Annotated in this window: 13 protein-coding genes; 9 read left to right on the top strand and 4 right to left on the bottom strand. The window is 44.1% G+C overall.

Annotated elements, in window-relative coordinates:
* Positions 1-30: 30 nt before the first annotated feature.
* Together J2Z65_RS10650 and J2Z65_RS10645 are read right to left on the bottom strand one after the other, a co-directional pair.
* Positions 31-3,351: a discoidin domain-containing protein gene (locus J2Z65_RS10650; protein ID WP_167065385.1), complete on the bottom strand. Its 3,321-nt coding sequence runs from the start codon at positions 3,349-3,351 to the stop codon at positions 31-33.
* Between the two features lie 230 nt (positions 3,352-3,581).
* Positions 3,582-3,962 (bottom strand): DnaJ family domain-containing protein, encoded by a 381-nt coding sequence (locus tag J2Z65_RS10645; RefSeq protein WP_167065382.1) that lies wholly within the window; start codon positions 3,960-3,962, stop codon positions 3,582-3,584.
* Positions 3,963-4,094: 132 nt separating this feature from the next.
* Here J2Z65_RS10645 and J2Z65_RS10640 point away from each other — a divergent pair, with 132 nt between their 5' ends.
* From J2Z65_RS10640 to J2Z65_RS10630, 3 genes are read left to right on the top strand one after another with little or no spacing between them, the layout of a single operon-like run.
* On the top strand, positions 4,095-4,373 hold the full coding sequence (locus J2Z65_RS10640) for a hypothetical protein (protein ID WP_167065380.1): 279 nt from the start codon (positions 4,095-4,097) through the stop codon (positions 4,371-4,373).
* A gap of 24 nt (positions 4,374-4,397) precedes the next feature.
* Positions 4,398-4,895: a DUF3189 family protein gene (locus tag J2Z65_RS10635; RefSeq protein WP_167065377.1), complete on the top strand. Its 498-nt coding sequence runs from the start codon at positions 4,398-4,400 to the stop codon at positions 4,893-4,895.
* 26 nt (positions 4,896-4,921) lie between these two features.
* Positions 4,922-5,512 carry a CBO0543 family protein gene (locus J2Z65_RS10630; RefSeq protein WP_167065374.1) on the top strand — a complete coding sequence of 197 codons (591 nt, stop codon included), beginning with the start codon at positions 4,922-4,924 and terminating at the stop codon, positions 5,510-5,512.
* Between the two features lie 108 nt (positions 5,513-5,620).
* Here the strand turns inward: J2Z65_RS10630 and J2Z65_RS10625 are convergent, their stop codons facing one another.
* A complete protein-coding gene (locus J2Z65_RS10625) occupies positions 5,621-6,019 on the bottom strand; it encodes a DoxX family protein (protein ID WP_167065371.1) in 399 nt (132 codons plus the stop codon).
* Positions 6,020-6,042: 23 nt separating this feature from the next.
* Positions 6,043-6,525 (bottom strand): SRPBCC family protein, encoded by a 483-nt coding sequence (locus J2Z65_RS10620; protein ID WP_167065368.1) that lies wholly within the window; start codon positions 6,523-6,525, stop codon positions 6,043-6,045.
* A 240-nt stretch (positions 6,526-6,765) separates the two neighbouring features.
* On the opposite strand from J2Z65_RS10620, the gene J2Z65_RS10615 reads away from it, so the two are divergent.
* From J2Z65_RS10615 to J2Z65_RS10590, 6 genes are all read left to right on the top strand, one after another.
* A complete protein-coding gene (locus J2Z65_RS10615; RefSeq protein WP_167065365.1) occupies positions 6,766-6,993 on the top strand; it encodes an aspartyl-phosphate phosphatase Spo0E family protein in 228 nt (75 codons plus the stop codon).
* A 362-nt stretch (positions 6,994-7,355) separates the two neighbouring features.
* Entirely contained in the window at positions 7,356-12,740 is a 5,385-nt protein-coding gene (locus J2Z65_RS10610) for a glycoside hydrolase family 2 TIM barrel-domain containing protein (RefSeq protein WP_167065362.1), read from the top strand.
* A gap of 1,491 nt (positions 12,741-14,231) precedes the next feature.
* Entirely contained in the window at positions 14,232-15,197 is a 966-nt protein-coding gene (locus tag J2Z65_RS10605) for a prenyltransferase/squalene oxidase repeat-containing protein (RefSeq protein WP_205301066.1), read from the top strand.
* 206 nt (positions 15,198-15,403) lie between these two features.
* Complete coding sequence (locus J2Z65_RS10600; protein ID WP_167065359.1) at positions 15,404-16,243, top strand: hypothetical protein; 840 nt, start codon at positions 15,404-15,406, stop codon at positions 16,241-16,243.
* A gap of 132 nt (positions 16,244-16,375) precedes the next feature.
* On the top strand, positions 16,376-17,359 hold the full coding sequence (locus J2Z65_RS10595; protein ID WP_167065356.1) for a hypothetical protein: 984 nt from the start codon (positions 16,376-16,378) through the stop codon (positions 17,357-17,359).
* 577 nt (positions 17,360-17,936) lie between these two features.
* Positions 17,937-19,598 (top strand): sensor histidine kinase, encoded by a 1,662-nt coding sequence (locus J2Z65_RS10590; protein WP_167065353.1) that lies wholly within the window; start codon positions 17,937-17,939, stop codon positions 19,596-19,598.
* Positions 19,599-19,600 lie beyond the last annotated feature (2 nt).

Here is a 19,600-nt window from a genome sequence, read left to right as displayed (position 1 = left end):
TTTAACTTTTTACCCTATTTACGAAGGTTATTATTGCAAAATACGTTGTGCAACAGCAGCTAAGTCTGCTAGATCTACCTTGCCATCTCTGTTAGAGTCGGCTCGTTTATACATTGCCCAATCTGCATCTGAAGAGGTTTTGCCATATGCCGCTGCCACAATAGCTAAATCGCCTACCGTGAATTGTCCGTCATTATTCAGGTCTGCTGGATCAGTTGTGTTGACGGAAGACGAGAATGATTGAAGGGCTGCAGTCAGTGCCGTAATCGCTCCTGCGACTTCTAGCTTCGTTGCATCTGAATTATTTGCTACATTATAGGCTGAAGTAATTGCGGCTTGCAGTGTTGCTTTCGAGCCAGCAGGGTATTGACCGGTACCAGAACCTTCTGTGGCTGCATCATGCTTCGTTTGTGCATCATTAATCAGCGTTCTCAGTTCAGTTAGATCTACAATGGCTTTTACGAGAACGACTTTCGAACTTCCATCCAGATTGGTTTCCGTTTGTAAATCTGCCAACACAAGACTGGAAAGAGCTATTGTGGTGCTGACATTATCATTTGTTTCTTTCGCTTTCCAATGCAGCGTCAATAATGAACCGTTCACATTGCCGCCGCCAATATTCGCAGTCAACAATCGCAAACGACCTCCAGCATTGGAATGAGCCGCAATAACGACCTTAGGCTGTAAGGATTCCGCCGAAATGAACTCCACCACGTTAGGATCGTAAGTGATAGTAATATCTTGGGCATATACATTTGACACCACACTGTCCAAATCAACGGTGGCATCAAAGTTTTGTCCGCTGGTCACTTTCGCGGGGACAGTTAAGGCAGCTGAAGCTGCTGTCAAGCCATATACTCTTAGCTCCCGAACTGACCACCAGTTCGAGACTTTACCCGTTTGGATGACTTTGAAATACCGGACAGTTTGAGGTTCAAAGTTGACAGTAACGATCGGACCGGAGACAGGAGTACCCGTTGCAATTGGACTGCCCCAGTTTACGCCGTCATTTGAAACATAGAGCTCATAACCTCGAGCATAGTCCGTATTGCTGCCTGTTGAATCCATCTCGATACTAGTGATAGCCGTTGGAACTTTCATATCGATAGTGAAGGATTGCTCCGGACTTGGCGCCATAGGTTTCCCCATACTAAATCGAGTGTTCATGTTACCATCCAAAAGATTCATTGGACCGTCTGTGCTTGTTGAGGTCGAAGTTGCCGTCCAGCCCGTTCGATCTAACGGTTTCTTTGGTGTAGTCACAGTTGCGGTATTACTAACGGCCGAAACGTTGTTGGCGCCATCTTTCGCTGTAACTGTGTAGCTGTAGGCTGTTCCAGGTTTCGTACTGGTGTCGCTATATGAGCTCGATGTTGTGTTTCCAATAAGACTGCCGTTGCGGTAAATGTCATAGCTCGCTACCGATACGTTATCAGTCGATGCTGTCCAAGTCAGATTAACTTGGTTATACGTCGTTGCAGTCGCTGCTAAATTCGTAGGAGCACTAGGTGGTACCGAATCACCAACATCCGTACCGACGAATTCATTAAGCGTTTGTCTCATCGCTGTACCTGAACTGCCGTAGACACGACCGCCAAGATTGTTAACGATGTGCGTGATTTCACTGCCTGGCGTTCCATTTAACCAAATGGACGTTGCGTGATGAATTTTGACCCCTGCGGTATTGGGTGCTTCAATTGCGCTATCCAGCTTCACAGCAGCATCCCTGAAGTAAGAATAAACGCCAAGCCCCCAAGCCTCATGTGTGGTTACGGAGTCCGCCACTTTATAGGACGCGTAGCCTTTCTTGCTTCCGTTCATCCAAGCCGCTTGATTTGGAACATCATACGGAATTTCGGATTGATAGAAATACAACCGACCGCCGTTCCCATTCCATATCGTCTGATACTCATTGTGATGCTCGTTGAATAATCCGTAAATTGTGACATCGGTTCCATTTACAATTAGTCCATTCGTCGATACATTACTGGTCCAACCTGCACCAGCACCATGGTCAGCGCGCCACATCCAGAAATGATCCCCGATGACGTTATTGCTGTTGATTTTCATTTGTGATGTGTTTGTCCCAGCTACGGCTCCACCTGTTCGGAAGAATAAATCGTGTAACGAGGTTGGATTCGTTGCGTGATTGTTTGTGCTTCCTGTAGGTCCAATTTCCAATAGAGTCGAGGTTGCATTTGGACCAGCCTCATAAAGCAGACCTGCTAATTTCACTCCGTCCACATCAGCAACCGTCATCGCCGGTTTATCTGTAGTTGGTATTAACGTTGGCATCCCTATTCCAAGTACAACTGTATTTGCATTATTGATACGAATTGTATCATCCAAACGATAGATTCCCGGCGTAAAGAGCAAATTCTTCCCAGCTGCTAATGCAGCATTGATGCTTGCAGCACTCGATGTACTAGGTTGATCGGAACGAACAATGTAGAATTGGTCGATCCCTATGGACTGACCTGGTGTTGCTCCCGTAGCCCAGCTTGCCCCTTGCGTATCCTGTGAGAGCGATGGAACAAACACTTGATATTGATTCGTATTGTCGATATATAAATAAGGCTTCTCCCGGATGACCGGCGTGTTGGGAACAACTGTATACGGCTGATCTGGGAATGTCCCCGCTGGTGTATTCTTGTCACCTACGAATAGCATGTTCCAGACCCCATTGGACCAATTCGACCACTGGCTGTTTCGAGAGAACCATTGCTGCTGGGAAGCTGGCGTTATCTGGCCATCGACAATGGAATCTGCTAGAAAGCCTCCGCTTGCCCATCCAGCATTCCAATTCGAATCAAAGTCAAACAAATTCAATTTACCTTTAATGTGTAACCGTCGGAGAGGTGCCGCCTGTGAAACGGCGATTTGCGTTGTCCCAGAAGAAATATGCGCTGGAGCAGGAATTGTGAGTGTCGGATTAATACTCAGGTTTTCAATACCGCGCCAGAAGTTACGCGTTGCATTCCCGTTATCCCAATCTGCATTCACATTGAGTCCACCGTTTATCAACACATCATCCGGATTTTGTCCCAAACCAGATACCTGCGTATTGAAGCCTACATAGAAATTAACATTATAGCTTCCTGGTTTAAACAAGAGGGCATCTCTTTCTGTACCAAACTCATTATTTTCCTGTCTGCCAAATATGGAACTAGCGGTGCTTTGAATATCAGCAGCTGGCATATCCGGGCTAAACACATAGACATTAGGGCCAAAAATCGTTGAATTCGCATCCGTAATCGGAGTTGCTGCTTGTGAAATTCCTGCAGGACTCCATAAACTGAGGACAATCGCCATCATGGATACGGATGAAACTATTTTCTTAAAACTACGCATTCGTAAACCTCCCTTAGATTAGAAAAGAAACCTCATGCATGATGCCATTAGGTAAGCGATTACATTTCTCTAGTGCCGATCACCCTCTCTTCTTTAAAGTAGTAGGATGCTGTCTCGTAGTTGGTATTTTTAGCATAGAATAATGCCACGTTCATTAAAAGAGGTAAACTTAAGAAGAAAGGGAGATTAATTTAAGGTATTGGTATTGGTATTGGTTTAGGTTCATTTTCCTAATCTCTCTCGGTCAGCTTTATGTTAATTTGACGTTCGTACTCGGTGAAAGCTTCTGATTCGATCCAACCGCGGTCTGACATCAGTGATTGATAGCGGAACCGCTTGATTGATAATTCACGTTGAAGTTTTTGGCGTTCAGCGCCGTCTCGGCAGACGGCTAGTAGATCACCTAGCGATAACATGTCTTTGCGAATCTGCATCTCTTCGGGAATCAGCCCTGCATTTTTTAGCAGCTTGAAACCTATTCGCAGTTCTTCTGGGACATTCTCCAAGTGGTCAGGGGGAAGTGGCTTGCCAGCACCGGGAAGATTGTCTAATTCTCCACGGCGTATAGCCTCCTGGATTCTATCTTCTGCCATCGTACGCATAAATTCCATTCGTTGATCAACTCCTCAAGATACCATTCTAACATACGACAGCCAGGTGAATAAACGCATACATGGTTTCCATCATATTGGACATAATACCCTGAAAACAGCAGTAACTGCCCTTACTAGGAGTTGGTAAAAATGTGGCATAACACATGCCGGGGCTCTACTTTTACCAATATAACAGGAAATCTATATATTGATTTGTTGATTATTATGTTGATTGGTTTGCTATTTATTGGTTTTAGTTTTTCTGGCGTCTATTCAGAGTATAAGGATGTCAAGCAGGAAGAGAAACGACTGTTGAAAATACTAGGGGCATTGTTAATGACGCTCTCTCCTCAGATTGGAGCATTTGCTTTTGGCTGTTTACTGTTCATAGTTCCGATTATAAGTATGATTTCAGAACTAACGTGCTAGCTACATGAAAAATGGGGGTTAATTATGATTTATATTTATAATGATTTCGGGGGAACGCATACTACAGCTTTGGCTGCTGCTTATCACCTGAAGAAACTGGATGAAACTCACGAGCCCACGAAAAATGAAATACTGAATACGCATAATTTCAATAAATTGGTGTACAAGGACAGAGGAAAGCTATACTTCCACGGGAAAGATGAGGATGGTAATAAGGTATATACAATGGGGAGAGGCAGGTCTAAGATTCTAGTTCCGGGCATTTATAATTTAATCGATATGTTGATTAAAGAAGAGGTTCTCGCCGAAAAAATTATTTTATCGAATACGTCTCCGACCGTGCCTTTTTCGATGACATGTGGTGGGATGCTGTCACGATGGCTAAAGATTGATTTTATAGGGGTACCTTTATTGGTTATAGGGGCGAAACAAGCGTACCAAGACATTGTCAATCTCGTTCATCATACAAAACAAGTCGCAAATACCTCGAATTCACAATTAATTATGCTAAACAATAAATAATTCAAATAAAGGGAATGATGCCAGATATGCCAAACGAAATCGAAGAATTAAACATAAAAGAGAACCGAATGGAGCTCGACTGGTGGCTGCATCATGACATCTTTTCGTTCCAGTGGTGGATCATCGTCATTACCAATGTGCTATTTGTTGTGCTGCTGCTCATCTATATGGATCGAAAGAGAACACTCAGCACAGCACTTGCCTTCATGACCAGTTTCATGATCGTCGGAACGACCGACCAACTTGGCAAGTTTTTCGACTTGTGGCGATACCCGCATCAGCTAGTTCCATTTACTGAAAACCTTAATACCGTCGACTTTTTTGTTGTTCCTTGCATTTATGCATACATATATCAGAAGTTTTCTGCCTGGAAATCTTTTTTAATTGCTGGTTTAGTGGCTTCGCTAGTCATATCGTTCGTCGGTGAGCCGTTATTCGTGTATCTTGACATGTATGACCTTGTGAGATGGTCCTATTGGAAGTCATTCTTATTATTGGTTCCCATTGCGGTTCTTGTTAAAGGATTCGTTGACTTAGCTGATGGCAAAATGGTCCATTTCGATATGAACCGCGAAATGGTTATAAATGTTAATCATAGAAAAAAGAAAATAAGATAAATCATATGGAGAGCTGCCGGTAGAGATTCCGGGAATATTTTAGAGGTGAGAAAAGAGCCCTAGCCATTTTCACGACTTTGGGGCCCCCACGGTTCAAACCTCTTGATTTCACGTCAGCCCAATACCTCTATCCGTTGATATGGCTAGTTTTGTTTTTTTATTGGCATAGATATATGAGCCGGCAATCAAAATGAAACCAATCGGAAATGTCATCCAATTACTTACCGGATCTCCGACCGCAATACTGGAATAAATAGCACCTGCCAAATCAAAGACAAATCCGGCATATGCCCATTCTTTCAAGCGCGGGAAGCCTGGCGTGACAATCGCGAGAACGCCTAATAGTTTAGCGATACCGAGGAAAGGAAGGAGATAGGCTGGATAGCCTAGGTGGTCAAATAAATCAACGGCAGATTGGACCGATAAAATATCTGGAATCGACCCCATGACCATAAGAACTGCCAACAATCCTGTGAAAATCCAGTACAGAACGAGTGTTTTTTTCATATCCGTTCATACGCCTCCTTAATTTACAGTTTCGCTAATTCTTCTGCCAGACGATCAAGTGTTTGTTTCGCGCCCTCAACAGCTCCGTAATTTTTCACGACATATTCCAAGTATTCAGCTGATTTAAACAAGGATCTCATCGTAAGTTCCGTTTGATTGCCACGATCCGCAAATGTAACATTGACTCGGAATTGTTCGTCTTCCTCAGCATCGCCATGTGAATACACAAGTGTCTCGGGGCGGTTAACCTCGATGTAGGAAATTTTATTCTCATAATCGGTTCCGTCTGGACCGTGCATCGTGTAGCGCCATACGCCGCCCGGTTTTACATCAATAGCATGAATCGTCAGCGTAAAGCCTTGAGGTCCCCACCAGTGCACCAAATGTTCGGGATCCGTCCATGTTTTGAATACGAGTTCACGCGGTGCGGATAAAGTACGAGTAACAATAAGTTCCGGGCCATTAATGGTTGCGGTCGTGTTGTTCGTTGCATCGTTATTAGTCATGTATTCATTACCTCCAATGTGGAATTAGGGTTGATTATTTCTAAGGCTTAATATACCTGATTGGGAATATTCCTGTCAAGGAATATTGTGAGCGAAATCACTAAGCAAAAACGAGAGATCAACGGTCTTTGCGTTTAGCGGTTTTTATTTCCAGGATTCCTTACAAAATCCTCAAACTTTCCTAAAATCAGTTTAATATACTCTCTGAGACAACTTGATAATGGCAGGGGGAACTTAGAGATGGGAATGAAAAAGCAATTGCTGTTAGAAGAGATTGAGCGATTACGGCATAAATTATTACGCGATCCAATGAAGAATAATTTCGACTTTCAAGAAAATCAAATATACCAGCTAAGTCGGAGACTTGATGATTTACTTGTCCAGTTTATTCGAGAAGAAGTACCAGAAAATTTATTTAAGGTGATAAGCTGCGACGGAGTACCAAGTGCTTCAGATATGATTAACTAGAGTATAAATAATTCTTGTCAGCGTAGCGCTATTGGAGAAACCCAGTTGCGCTTTTTTCGCGCTTATTACGTGAAGAAAAATCAAAATGTAGAAAGAAAATATGAGGATTTTCAAGTTTTTATAGGAGTATTCTTAAGTAGAATCTGGATATTATTGTGTTATTATTGAGATGTTAGGTATTATGTTTAATTTAACAATTATGTACTGGAGGGGGGATCCCCAGGTGAAAAAATAGATTATGTCCACGGAGATACATCTCGTATCATGATGCTGTTTGTAAACGCTGTCAATTTCTTAGACAACATAAGTGAATTGCTTGATGAGTCGGATATAACCTAGTGAAATCGATTTGGAGGGCATTTATGAATTGGAAAAAGAAAATATCGTTGACTCTTATGCTCCTTATGACGGTCAACAGCTTTAGCGCTTTAGGGGCATCGGCTGCCCCTGCAAACGGGTATCCGGAATGGAATAACAATCCCGATGTTTTCCAGGTGAACCGGGAGCCTGCACATGCCTCCTTTATTCCTTATGGTGATGTGCCCTCTGCCTTGCAGGGAGCCGACATGATATCTGCGATGACGGAGCATCTGTCCCCTTTTTACGAATCTCTCAACGGTCAATGGAAATTTAACTTCGCGAAGAACCCTGATGCCCGCCCTTTAGACTTCTTTAAGGATAGCTATGATACGAGTTCATGGAATGAGATTAAAGTGCCTGGCGAATGGCAAATGCAAGGGTATGATTTCCCCATTGATGTCAATATTACGTATCCGTTCTGGGGCAATGGCAACTCCACCAATGTTCAGCCGCCTGTAGCTCCTACGGAATATAATCCGGTAGGATCGTATAAGCGCACATTCACAGTTCCAGACAATTGGTCCGGCCGGGAAACCTTCATTTCCTTCCAGGGAGTAGAAAGCGCATTCTACGTGTGGGTTAACGGCCAAAAGGTCGGATACAGTGAAGATAGCTATTCACCCAAAGACTTTAACATTACCCCTTATCTGAAAGCCGGCGAGAATACGCTTGCTGTTGAAGTGTATCGCTGGTCGGACGGCAGCTGGCTCGAAGACCAGGATTCCATACGGCTTAGCGGCATTACGCGCGATGTGTTTCTTTTCAGTACGCCGTCGGTTCATATGCGGGATTTTAGCGTCGTTACGGATTTGGATTCTTCGTATCAGGATGCTGCTTTAAATCTTAAAGTAAACGTCAAAAATTATAACAATGACACCACGCCGGCCAATCATACTGTAGAAGCGATGCTGTTTGACGCCAACAATCAGCCGGTATTTAACGAGCCGGTCAAAATGGAAACAGCGTTTGGCGGCAATTCGGAGGTTCAGGTCAGTTCTTCCAAACTAGTCGCTAATCCTAAGAAATGGTCGGCTGAAGATCCGAACCTGTATACGCTTGTCCTGAGCTTGGAAGATTCTTCCGGCAAATTAATCGAAACGGCCGGTACACGAGTCGGTTTCCGGGAGTTTGAACTTAAAACGATGTCCGACGGCACTGGCAAGCAGCAAATGATCCTCAACGGCAAGCCAATTATGATCAAAGGTGTTAACCGTCACGATACAAGCCCCGATACGGGGAAAGCGACCAATCTGGATATGATGATCAAAGACATCGAATTAATGAAACAATACAACATGAATGCGGTTCGAACCTCTCACTATCCGAGTCATCCGTTCTGGTACGATCTGGCGAACAAATACGGTCTCTATGTGCTAGACGAGGTCAATTTGGAAACGCATGGCGTCAGAGACACAGTTCCGGCCAGCAAGCCTGAATGGGTGGAAAACGTGAAGGATCGCGCTAACAGCTTGGTCCAAAGGGATAAAAATCATCCATCTGTCATCATCTGGTCATTAGGCAATGAAGCGGGCTCCGGCAATGATTTCAAAATCGAATCCGATTTTATCCGCAGTCTCGATCCTACCCGTCCAATTCATTACGAGGGCTATAATGACAAGGCCGTAACCGATATGGTCAGCAACATGTATCCGGCTGTTTCGACCTTGGAAACGTATGCCAAGAGCAGCGATCCTAGACCGTATATTATGTGTGAATATGCTCACGCCATGGGTAACAGTAACGGTAATTTGCAGGAATACTGGGATATGATCAAAAAGTATCCGAATCTCCAGGGTGGATTCATCTGGGATTGGGTCGATGAAGCGGTACGCATGAAATCGCCAGCGGAAAAACTGTATTTGACCGACGCAGGCGAAACTTATAAAGCTGATTACACGGGAACCGTTGTAGACAATGACGGTGCTGTAAGCGGCGTTCTTCAACCGAAAGATATAGGAAGCGCTACAATGACATTGCCAAACGATGCGAAATACAATATTACAGGACCGTTCACGCTGGAAGCCTGGGTTAAACCGTTATCGACTATTTCGGACAGTCCGATTATTGCCAAAGGGGATACGCAGTTCGCTTTGAAAATGGCGGGTACGACCAAATTGGAATTATTCGTTTATAAAAATGGCACCTGGACATCAGCCACCGCGGCTTTGCCTGCGAACTGGTTGAATAACTGGCATCATATTGCGGGCTCCTATGACGGAGCGAACTTAAAGCTTTATGTGGACGGTACTGTCGTTGGAACGAAGGCTTTCACAGGCAGCTTCAGCTCCAATATCTACCCGCTTACGATCGGTATGGATAAGGAGAAAGGCCGCACTTCCAAAATGAGCTTCGATAAAGTCCGCGTTTACAATCGTGCATTATCGTTGACGGAGCTAAACGATGATACGCGCACAGCAGATGCATCCGCTGTCTTGTGGCAGGATTTCAATAAAGAAAATGCCCAATCAAGCCCACTTGAACAGCACGAATTCTTTGGCTACGGCGGAGACTTCGGGGATAATCCGACTGATCATCAAACTTCGGCCGATGGTCTTAACCTGGCAGACCGTACGCCAAAGCCACAGCTTTCCGAAGTGAAGCATGTTTATCAAAACATTCTCGTGAAAGCCGTAGATCTTGTGAAAGGCAAGGTCGATATCCGAAATGAATTCCTGTTCACCAATGCCAACGCCTACGAGGCAAGCTGGGAATTGCGAGCGGATAACAAAGTCATTCAGCAAGGCACTTTGGACAATTTGGATATTCCGGCTTTGACAACGAAACAAATTACTGTTCCTTACAGCTTGCCGACGGCTGAGCCGGGCGTTGAATACTGGTTGAATGTCAGTTTCAAATTGAAGTCGGATACGCTGTGGGCGAAGAAAGGCCACGTGATCGCGAGTCAACAGCTAAGCCTACCGATGAATGCTCCTCATCAACCGTCCGTGGATCTTTCTGCATTGCCTGTGTTGAATGTCCAGGATCAAGGTACACAAGTAACGATTAATAATACTGATATGCAGATCAATTTCAACAAATCGACAGGCACGATCGATGCTATCAAGTATCAAGGTAAAGACTTAATTAAAAAAGGCCCGACACCTTCCTTCTGGAGAGCGCCGATCGAGAACGATAAAGGCAATGGCATGCCTAGCAGAACCGCAACCTGGAAGAATGCCGGGAAAAACAGAAGCGTAACCAAAGCGACTGTCACCCCAATCGGGGATAAAATTGTACGTATCGATGTGGAAGGAACGCTGCCAACGACGACGGTTTCCTCCTATAAAATGTCTTATACAATCTTTGGCAATGGCGACATTACAGTGTCCAATTACCTGAAGCCGGGCGCAAGTACATTACCGGAAATTCCTGAGGTCGGAAACATGTTGACGATTCCGCAGGAATTTGAGCATATTACCTGGTATGGCCGCGGACCGAACGAAAACTATCAGGACAGAAATTCCGGTTCCGATGTCGGGATGTATAACAGTATCGTAGAAGCGCAATTTTTCCCTTATATCATACCTTCGGAAACGGGCAATAAAACCGATGTGCGTTGGGTTACTCTGACGAACGACGATGGATCTGGTCTGATGGCAATCGGAGCTCCTTTCATCGAGACTAACGCGCTGCATTACACACCGGATGACTTGGATGGACCGGCGCATCCGTATCAAGCGACTCATAGCGATGACATCACGCTTCGCGTCAACTATAAGCAAATGGGTGTTGGCGGTGATGACAGTTGGGGAGCTAAGCCTCATGCGCCTTACATGCTGCTAGCGAATAAGGACTATAGTTACAGTTATACGCTTAGACCGATTGCCGCTCATACAGCGGATTTGATGCAGTTGAGCAAAACCGTGACGACGATCAATCTGGTGAAATCCATCCAAGTAAATGGCATAGCGTTGGACGGATTTGATCCGGAGAAATTAAGCTACACGTACAATATTCTGCGCGGCAATAACAAAGTGCCGACGGTTGACGTGCAATCATCAAACAACACGGTAAAAGTGCAAGTGACTCCAGCTGCAGATGTAAACGGTAAAACTGTCATTAACGTATCCTCTGCAGACGGCCTCATCACCAAGACATATGAAATTCAATTCAATGTGGTTGATCATTATTTGAGCAACATGGATTGGGCAAGTGCAACAGTCGGTTGGTCCTCGATCAAAAAGGATCTGAGCATCGACGGCAATCCGCTGCGCCTGAGAGGTCCGTCAGGAACCGTCACCTATGCCAAGGGAATCGGCACGCACGCGAACTCGGAAATCATTTATAACCTGACAGGTAAAAATTATGAATCCTTCCAGACGGTCGTTGGCGTTGACCAAGAGGTTAGTGGCACAGGAGTGAACAACACGATTGTGTTCCAGGTGTTCTTGGATGGAGTCAAGGCTTTCGATAGCGGTTTGATGAGAGCTACGACGGTTTCCAAAGCGGTTAACCTGGATGTAAAAGGCGTGAAAGAACTGAAGTTGGTCGTCAGCGATAATGGTGACGGCAACGCTGAAGATCATGGAGATTGGGCAGATGCCAAGCTCATTCCAGGCAAAGATCCTTTTGCAGTTCTTAGCGGTGTAAGCTTAGTAAAGGCTAACCAGCCATTTGACCTTGATTTGCAGCTGAACAATGTTACACAAAACGTGTATGCGCTTGACTTTGTCGTCAATTATAATCCGCAGCAAGTCCTTCTCAACGATGTTACTTCCATACAAGATAAAGTAGACATCGTTGCGAAAAAAGAGTTAGAGCCTGGCAAACTCAGAGTGCTGGCCGCAGCTCTTGGATCCAGCATTCAATCAGGTGAGAATCTGTTAAAACTAGCGTTCACTACAACAAATGAAACGGTTACGCAATCAACCTATACGGATATTTCCGTAAGTGATTTGGTCGTTGCTGACAATCAAGGAGCAGAAGGGAACGTTATTGGTACTCAGTTTAGAGTCCAATTTGAGCAAATTCACAAAGATGCTTTAATCACAGCGATTGCTGACGCACAAGCCAAATACGATGGGGCTGTAGAGGGCAGCAATGCTGGACAATATCCAGCTGCAGCGAAAGCAGCGTTCTTGGCTGCAATTCAGAAAGCTGCTGCAGTTGCGAACGATGCGGCTTCCAACCAGTCGCAAGTAGATCAGGCTTTGATTGACCTGACGGCTGCCGTTCAAGCTTTTGAATCGTCTGTCAATACGAGCATCCCTGGCGATATGAACGGTGACGGCAAATTTACAATTGGCGATCTGGCTATGGTCGCTAAGGCATACGGTAAAACGTCCTCTGATTCAGATTGGGATCTCTACAAGTATGCAGATCTCGTACAGGACGGCAAAATTGATATTGCAGATCTGGCCTATATGGCAAGAAAAATTATCGAATAAGCTTTAAAAGAAGAATCCGCAACCTCGGTTGTCGGATTCTTTTTTTAGTAGATAAGAAAGTGCAAGGTTTTTTACTTTTGCTTCGCATCTACCTTGACAAACGCGCTCGTCCTAATAGGACGACGAAGTCGTTTATCCTTGCATACAAGAATAACGATGTTTGTATGGGAACTACAGGGCGCTATTTTGCCAAAAAGATCCCTATGCGTGAGGGAGAGGGAACTAGGGACCGCTATTTCGCTATTTTGATAGATATTTGGACGATGGAGGTTGAATAAGAGTCTGTAGTTCCCCTCCACCCCACGTATCTCGGCTATTCGCATAAATAAGGGAATGGGGTTCCCTGTAAGGGCGGGTCATCCATGTTTGGGATAAGCGACACCAGCGTTGTTACTACTGATTTCGCGACGAAATCGGGAAATACTCCCCGCAGTTTGGATATATTGCAATTGTCCGCGGCAGATGTTTCCCATTTCCATTGAAATAATGGCAGGATAATGTGGGAATATCTTGAATTAATAAGCGATACTCATTCAATTTCGAAGGGGGGAGTTGTTTTGGGATTGAATAATACAGGACCTCCAAATATTTATAACAATCAGGCTCAACAATATACGAATGGGATTTTTGCATGGTAATTATTTGTGGCAGCTAAAGTGGCATCTTCAGAAGATCAAGCAAACGGAAAACAAGAGCTCAATAAATAAGTGTATGAAGCTACCGTGCGAAGAAACGGCAGCTTTTTGGGCAGTTTCAGTACCTACCAAATGTGCAAAATGACTATGTGACAAAGAAAGAAGGGGAGCTTCATAGCATTTACCCATCTCATAGTGGAACTACATTGTTTATATGGACTCGGTGAAATAGAAGAAAACGATAATGTCCCTACTTTTTGCAAGTATGGTATCAAGAAGCCAGGTTATCATTGTTTAGCAAACGGTTGTCAATTCGCTGGGCATGCTCCCGCACCACATGAAATTGCCTACTCTGATGAGAATGGGGAAGTAGGGCATGATGCGTGGATAGGATTTGGTGGTGATATGAAGCCCGAACCGTATAATAAAAATAGGGTTGCCAAGCTTAAAGATACATGGAAAAAAGGTGTGCAAAGAAAAAGTTGAAGAAGCATATGATGCGTATATGCAGCGAAGCAATTTAAAAGAGAAATAAAGAACCCTAACAAGTCGCATTTAAAATTCCATATACCGGGCTTGGAAGAATAATAAGCCTACCGTTCACAATTGTATTTAATGCAGTAATTATTATAATGGGCATTACATGGATTGTTAAATTAAAATACCAGTATTTCGCAGTGAAATGGATATTAGTAGCGTTACTAACTATATTCGTTGCATTGATATCTTACCCCCAAGATTATGGGCCACACATCATAATAAAAATATTGAATGATTTAAAATGAATCAAAATCCGGCATGGAATTTCTTGGATAATATGACGTATGAACTTGACCAAATTAGGGAGGATCATTAGATGACTATAAAAAAACCCGAATGGCAAATCTCGAAACAAATGGAATCAGTAATTGAGTGGTTGCTTGGCGGGGACCCTGCGATCCGTTGGCAGGTTATGCGTGACTTAACCAAAGAGACCGATGACTGTGTTGCCGCAGAGCGGTCTCGGATTGCCGCGGAAGGTTGGGGGGGCCAGGTCCTCGGCCTACAATCTTCCGAGGGTAACTGGGGCGGTGAGGCCGATGCACGGAACTGGCTATGCACGAGCTACACTTTGCTGCTTTTGAAGGAGCTAGGCTTGGATCCGTCCGGGGAGGAAGCCCGCAGATCGATCGGTCTAGTACGTGAGCGCATCACCTGGCCGCAACAAATGGGCGGTCAGCCCTACTTTGACGGCGAGACCGAGCCCTGTGTCAATGGTTGGATCCTTGGAGTGGGAGCCTACTTCGGTCAGGCAAGCCGTCGGCTAGTCGATCGACTCCTCGGTGAGCAGCTTGAGGACGGAGGCTGGAATTGCAACGCTCCTCAAAGTCGACGATCCTCATTCCACAGTACCATCTGTGTCTTGGAAGGATTATTAGAGTATGAGAAGGCTAAGGGTGAAACTGCTGAAGTGACCGAAGCCCGCGTCCGGGGACAAGAGTACCTTCTGGAGCGTCGAATGTTGAGGTCCCTGTCATCCGGCGAAGTGATCGATCCCAATTGGACGCGCTTCTCTTTCCCGACCACGTGGCATTACGATGTACTGCGGGGTTTGGATTACTTACGCAGCGCCGGTGTCCAGCCCGATGAAAGGGTCAGTGAGGCCGTCGGTTTGGTGGCGAAGAAACAAGACCAAAACGGGAAGTGGCCGCTCGAGAACTCCCACCCCGATCGAGTTCATTTCGACATGGAAGGTGTGGAAGGCGAGCCAAGCCGCTGGAACACTCTCCGAGCCTTACGAGTGCTGGACTGGTATTCAACAAGACTCGAATTTAAAATGTAACAAAGTTGAAATCTATTTTTCATCCTGCATTAATAAATTATGCCTATAATAATAACTGACCCCCTTTAAAATATAAAACTTAGTCCCGCAGCCCGTGCTGTGGGTCTCTTTTTTTCCGTAGGTTAACTCCATGAAAAGGATTTCGGTAGCCATCAACGAAATAGAATATATTGTAAAATCGTTCGTTCGAATGGGAGGGTTAAGGATTGAGAAATATGCATCTCGGAAAACCTCATAATGCTTCAGGAGACCGAGTCCTGCAGAAAGCAGCAGACTCGCCTAAAACGGAAGAATCCCCGTCGTTCAGTACCTTTTCTCCGACAACTATTGCCCATCTGCAGCGTTCCATAGGAAATCGCGCGGTAGCTAATCTAGTTACCCGAACTGAACCTGGTGTTATTCAACGTGTGAAGAAAGAAAACTTGACGTTGACGAATAATAATATATTTGGGTCCATGGTTAGTTGGGTAAATGCCCGGCCTAACCTCGCAAAGGTGTTGGATATGGAGAAAGCCTTATTGCATGCCCCCAGTTTTGATATATTTAGAACATTTTTAATAAAAATCAAAACAGACACTACGGACCCTCTGCCCAGTTTCAATGATTCCGTTTATTACGCCAAGGCAGTAAAAGATTACTTTGATCAGAATCCTGTACCGATAGAGGATGGGAAAAAGTCATTATCTGAACTTGTCTCTGGGGGAGCGACATCTAGTCCTCCAGAAGCCAAAGAGGAGAAAAAAGCAGTTGTCTACACGCCGGTAAATAGAAAAGACCAAATTTGGCTAGGGCCGTCTGCCAAGAAACACTATGATCATATGAAGGGGACAACTGCTCTGCCGCGATCGAATAGCACACTCTTGGCATATGTAAAGGATAATGCCTCATATTTTATCGAGGTGGATGGTCACTGGACATTACAGTTGGGTGAGTTCCAAACGAAGCAAAAAGGGGGCGGTACTGAACTGAAGCCGTGGTCCATCCTCATAGACAGTAGTGACTGGAAAGTTTTTCATTACGGACCTACGGGGGAGGAAACGGATTAACTTGTAGTTGAATAGCCTTTTTTCTCACCGGGAAACGCATCCCAGTCGTCGGAAGATGCTTTAGCGCTCAATGAGGTTAGCCTCGGTTTCGGTGATGAACTTCTGGATAGCATACAAAAGGTGGGAATGCCTATGGGACAACGAGCTAACCTAGTCATTGTAAAGCAAGATGGCTATGATCTTTATTACAATCATTGGTGTGCAAATACACTTCCTTGTGAGTTATTTTGGGGGCCAGAACATGCAATTTCATTTATCCAGGCTCAGAAGAAAGTTGAACAAACAGATTGGTTAGACGATATATGGGCAGAAGGTGGAGCTGTCATTGACGAAGCTAAGAAACTGCTTTTATTTTATGGCGGCGAAGAAGAGCAATCTAATATCCCATTTAGAAGGCTTTTCTTAGAAGTAATGCAAAAGGTTTGGGGAGAATGGGAAATCAACTGGGCGCATGAAGGTATTGTCGACCTTGCGGAATACGTAGGCGTCCCAAGAGAGCGAGTTATTTCAGGTAATGATGATGATTTAGCTTATATAAATTTGAGACCTCCAAGTGCAATGAATTGGATTGATACGATTGCTAGCATAAAATTTGAGGATGAAGAAACACTGATTTTTCCACTAGATGGAGGTATCGAAGGATACTTGCTGCATGGACCAGAGCTCTTGCAAAACTGTAATAAATCTTTTGGTTATAAACAATTTCATATGGAAGAATGGGGATCAGACTTTCCAACTTCCGGTTTTCATATTGATACAAAAAATAAGCAGATCGAAATATGGTATGCAGATGGTTTTTCAAACATCGTTCAACGACTTCAAAAGAAATGGCCGGATTGGAAGGTGCTCGACCATTGTGATCGATATGAAACGCAATCTGAAATTTTAAAAGATAGACTGCAATTCCAAACGAGGCATCGTAGTGAAATGTTATCGGAAATGAAAGCATTGCTTCTAAGGTCACCGAAAAACCCACTGGACATCATATCTTCATTAGTTACAAGATTGCAAAAAGACGGTAAAGAAGTTAATGTCAATCCCAGGGCTTACATGCATGGAAATTACTGTGTTCCAGAGGCTACCCGTGAGGAAATCATTCGATTTGCTTTTTCATAAAGGAAGCCTCTCGGCTGCCGAGAAGGCCTTTTTCGCTTTCTCGCACGGCAAATCTCGCCGCGTGGTGAAGTCTTTTGGTTTGTTATTATACTAGACGTAGGCAGGACTAAATAATGTTGCAGTTTTATTATGAATTTTATGATTCATATTTTGCAAACTACATTTTGTTAGTTAGATAGATGATCATAAAAAAGCAACCAAAGGTGTATCAACCTTGGTTGCTTTTTTTATGATCATCCTATTTGTACGTGGTTTTAATCGATGAAGACGAATAATTCCTTTTTTTATAATTTTTTCTATAAATTTTATGGTACAAAAGGATGAATTTTAATTTGGTCTATTCAATCCCTTTTGCGATTTTTTTCGCCAAAAGGTTAGGACTATATAATCAATACACATAGACCGTATTTCCTGTAATTCGCTATATTACGTTTTATAGAGACACAAAACTACAAATTCAACGAAGTGTATAGTCATATAGTGCTCTTTTGACTGTAAGTTTTTAACTGTTATGATTATGGTAAACTTTGGTTTGAAGAAGCTAAATACAAATATCGGTTAAGGGATGATTGCACAGATGAGAAAGATGTTCTCAGGTGAGAGTAGAGTCTTTTACTTGTACCGGTTTATTTCGCTTGCTGGAACTTCGCTAGTGTACGCTATTGAGGATCGTGGTCCTCCGTTAGGCATCAAAATTGGCATCATCCTCGTGTTGTTCATCTTTGCTACTTGGATTACAGACTTGTATACCCGAAGTGGCACAGCCTCTCGCACAATTAAAATAACCGTAGGCTTAGAAATGACCGGGATGATGGTCCTCCATCTTCTAAGCGGCGGTATGGACAGTCCGTTCCTTTGGTGCGTTTTCAATCCCGCTTGGATGGCTGCCAGCTATCTTTCCTCTGTCTACTGCTGGTTTATGATGCTGAGCTACTTTTTATTCATTACCGCATTTACTTATTTATTTACCAACGGACAAATGCAGACAATTGGCGAAATTCTTCTGAATGACAATCGCTTTTACCTGATGCTGCTATTTATGACTCTCACCATTCAACTATTAGCTGGGGTCAAAAACAGGCTTGAGATTGCGAACGCTCGAACCACAGAAACCATGGAGCATATGAAGTCGCTGTATCAGATCGTAGAAGCAGCAACGCACAGCGATTCTGAAAACTTGAAAATTATTTTTGCTGAATTTGCTTTGAAATTGACCAAGCTAAAGATGTCCTTTTTCTGGGATGTCAACGAAAATGAAAGACCCGATCATCTGATTACGCAAGGTGTCTCACCGATTGGCATTGAAGCATCCCTTTCTGAGGCTATTGACTTGCAGGAGGCCGAACTCAGACAGCTCGATTGCTGTAGGGTGATGAGTCTGGCGGACTATGGTGATTTTCTTGTGATTCCTATCAAATCGTCAACCCGATTTTGGGGAGTGATGGGAGTTAAGATTGAGTTTGCCTGTTACGAAGAGGGCAAACATGGGTATATTACACAGTTGAGTTTTCTATCTGAGCTTTGCTCCGTCATTTTGGAGAGGCACCAGCTGGAACGAATCGAGAATCAGTTGATGATTATCGAGGAACAGAACCGAATTGCCGATGAGATGCACGATAGTGTCTCGCAGTACATTTTCGGAATTGTCTATGCCGTGCATTCCCTGAGTCGCAAATGGAAGGAGATTTCAAAAGATCAGATCAAAGAGCAGCTGCAAATCATTCAAGAGTCTTCCGTAGCCGCTTCTCAAGAGCTTCGTTCCACCATTTATAGTCTGAGTTCCAGGAAAAATGGCGGTGATTTTTGGATTACGACCGTCAAATCTCATCTGGATAGCTTGTCCAAGCTTCATGCTGTGAAAGTAAATCTCCACGTGACTGGAGATGATCATCGTCTGCACGTTACTTATCAAAAGGCTTTGTTTCGAATTATTTCGGAATCCACTGGAAATGCCATTCGTCATGGGCAAAGCACAATCATCAAGGTAGATCTCAGCATAAAGTCGGATGAGGTGAAGCTTTCCGTTCTGGATAACGGAAGTGGCTTCAGTGTTAGTGAACGATTATCAGATCCAAAGGCTGTTGGACTAGGTGTCAACAACATGAAACTGCTTGTTCAGTCATTAGGCGGAACGATTAGCATTCAGAGTACACAAGGAAAAGGTACACATATACAACTGACCATCCCATTTCAACCACAGGACAACAAAGAACTAAATGAACTTCAGATGATGGGCTAAAC

The organism is Paenibacillus aceris, assembly GCF_017874035.1.
GTDB lineage: Bacteria > Bacillota > Bacilli > Paenibacillales > NBRC-103111 > Paenibacillus_E > Paenibacillus_E aceris.
This window is presented reverse-complemented; position numbering and strand designations above follow the sequence as displayed.

Bases quoted from the DNA above. Each gene is read 5' to 3' on its own strand.
- J2Z65_RS10630 (WP_167065374.1), top strand. From the start codon at position 4,922: ATGCCAAACGAAATCGAAGAATTAAACATAAAAGAGAACCGAATGGAG.
- J2Z65_RS10605 (WP_205301066.1), top strand. From the start codon at position 14,232: ATGACTATAAAAAAACCCGAATGGCAAATCTCGAAACAAATGGAATCA.
- J2Z65_RS10615 (WP_167065365.1), top strand. From the start codon at position 6,766: ATGGGAATGAAAAAGCAATTGCTGTTAGAAGAGATTGAGCGATTACGG.
- J2Z65_RS10650 (WP_167065385.1), bottom strand. From the start codon at position 3,351: ATGCGTAGTTTTAAGAAAATAGTTTCATCCGTATCCATGATGGCGATT.
- J2Z65_RS10620 (WP_167065368.1), bottom strand. From the start codon at position 6,525: ATGACTAATAACGATGCAACGAACAACACGACCGCAACCATTAATGGC.
- J2Z65_RS10625 (WP_167065371.1), bottom strand. From the start codon at position 6,019: ATGAAAAAAACACTCGTTCTGTACTGGATTTTCACAGGATTGTTGGCA.
- J2Z65_RS10590 (WP_167065353.1), top strand. From the start codon at position 17,937: ATGAGAAAGATGTTCTCAGGTGAGAGTAGAGTCTTTTACTTGTACCGG.
- J2Z65_RS10595 (WP_167065356.1), top strand. From the start codon at position 16,376: ATGGGACAACGAGCTAACCTAGTCATTGTAAAGCAAGATGGCTATGAT.
- J2Z65_RS10645 (WP_167065382.1), bottom strand. From the start codon at position 3,962: ATGGAATTTATGCGTACGATGGCAGAAGATAGAATCCAGGAGGCTATA.
- J2Z65_RS10635 (WP_167065377.1), top strand. From the start codon at position 4,398: ATGATTTATATTTATAATGATTTCGGGGGAACGCATACTACAGCTTTG.
- J2Z65_RS10640 (WP_167065380.1), top strand. From the start codon at position 4,095: ATGTGGCATAACACATGCCGGGGCTCTACTTTTACCAATATAACAGGA.
- J2Z65_RS10610 (WP_167065362.1), top strand. From the start codon at position 7,356: ATGAATTGGAAAAAGAAAATATCGTTGACTCTTATGCTCCTTATGACG.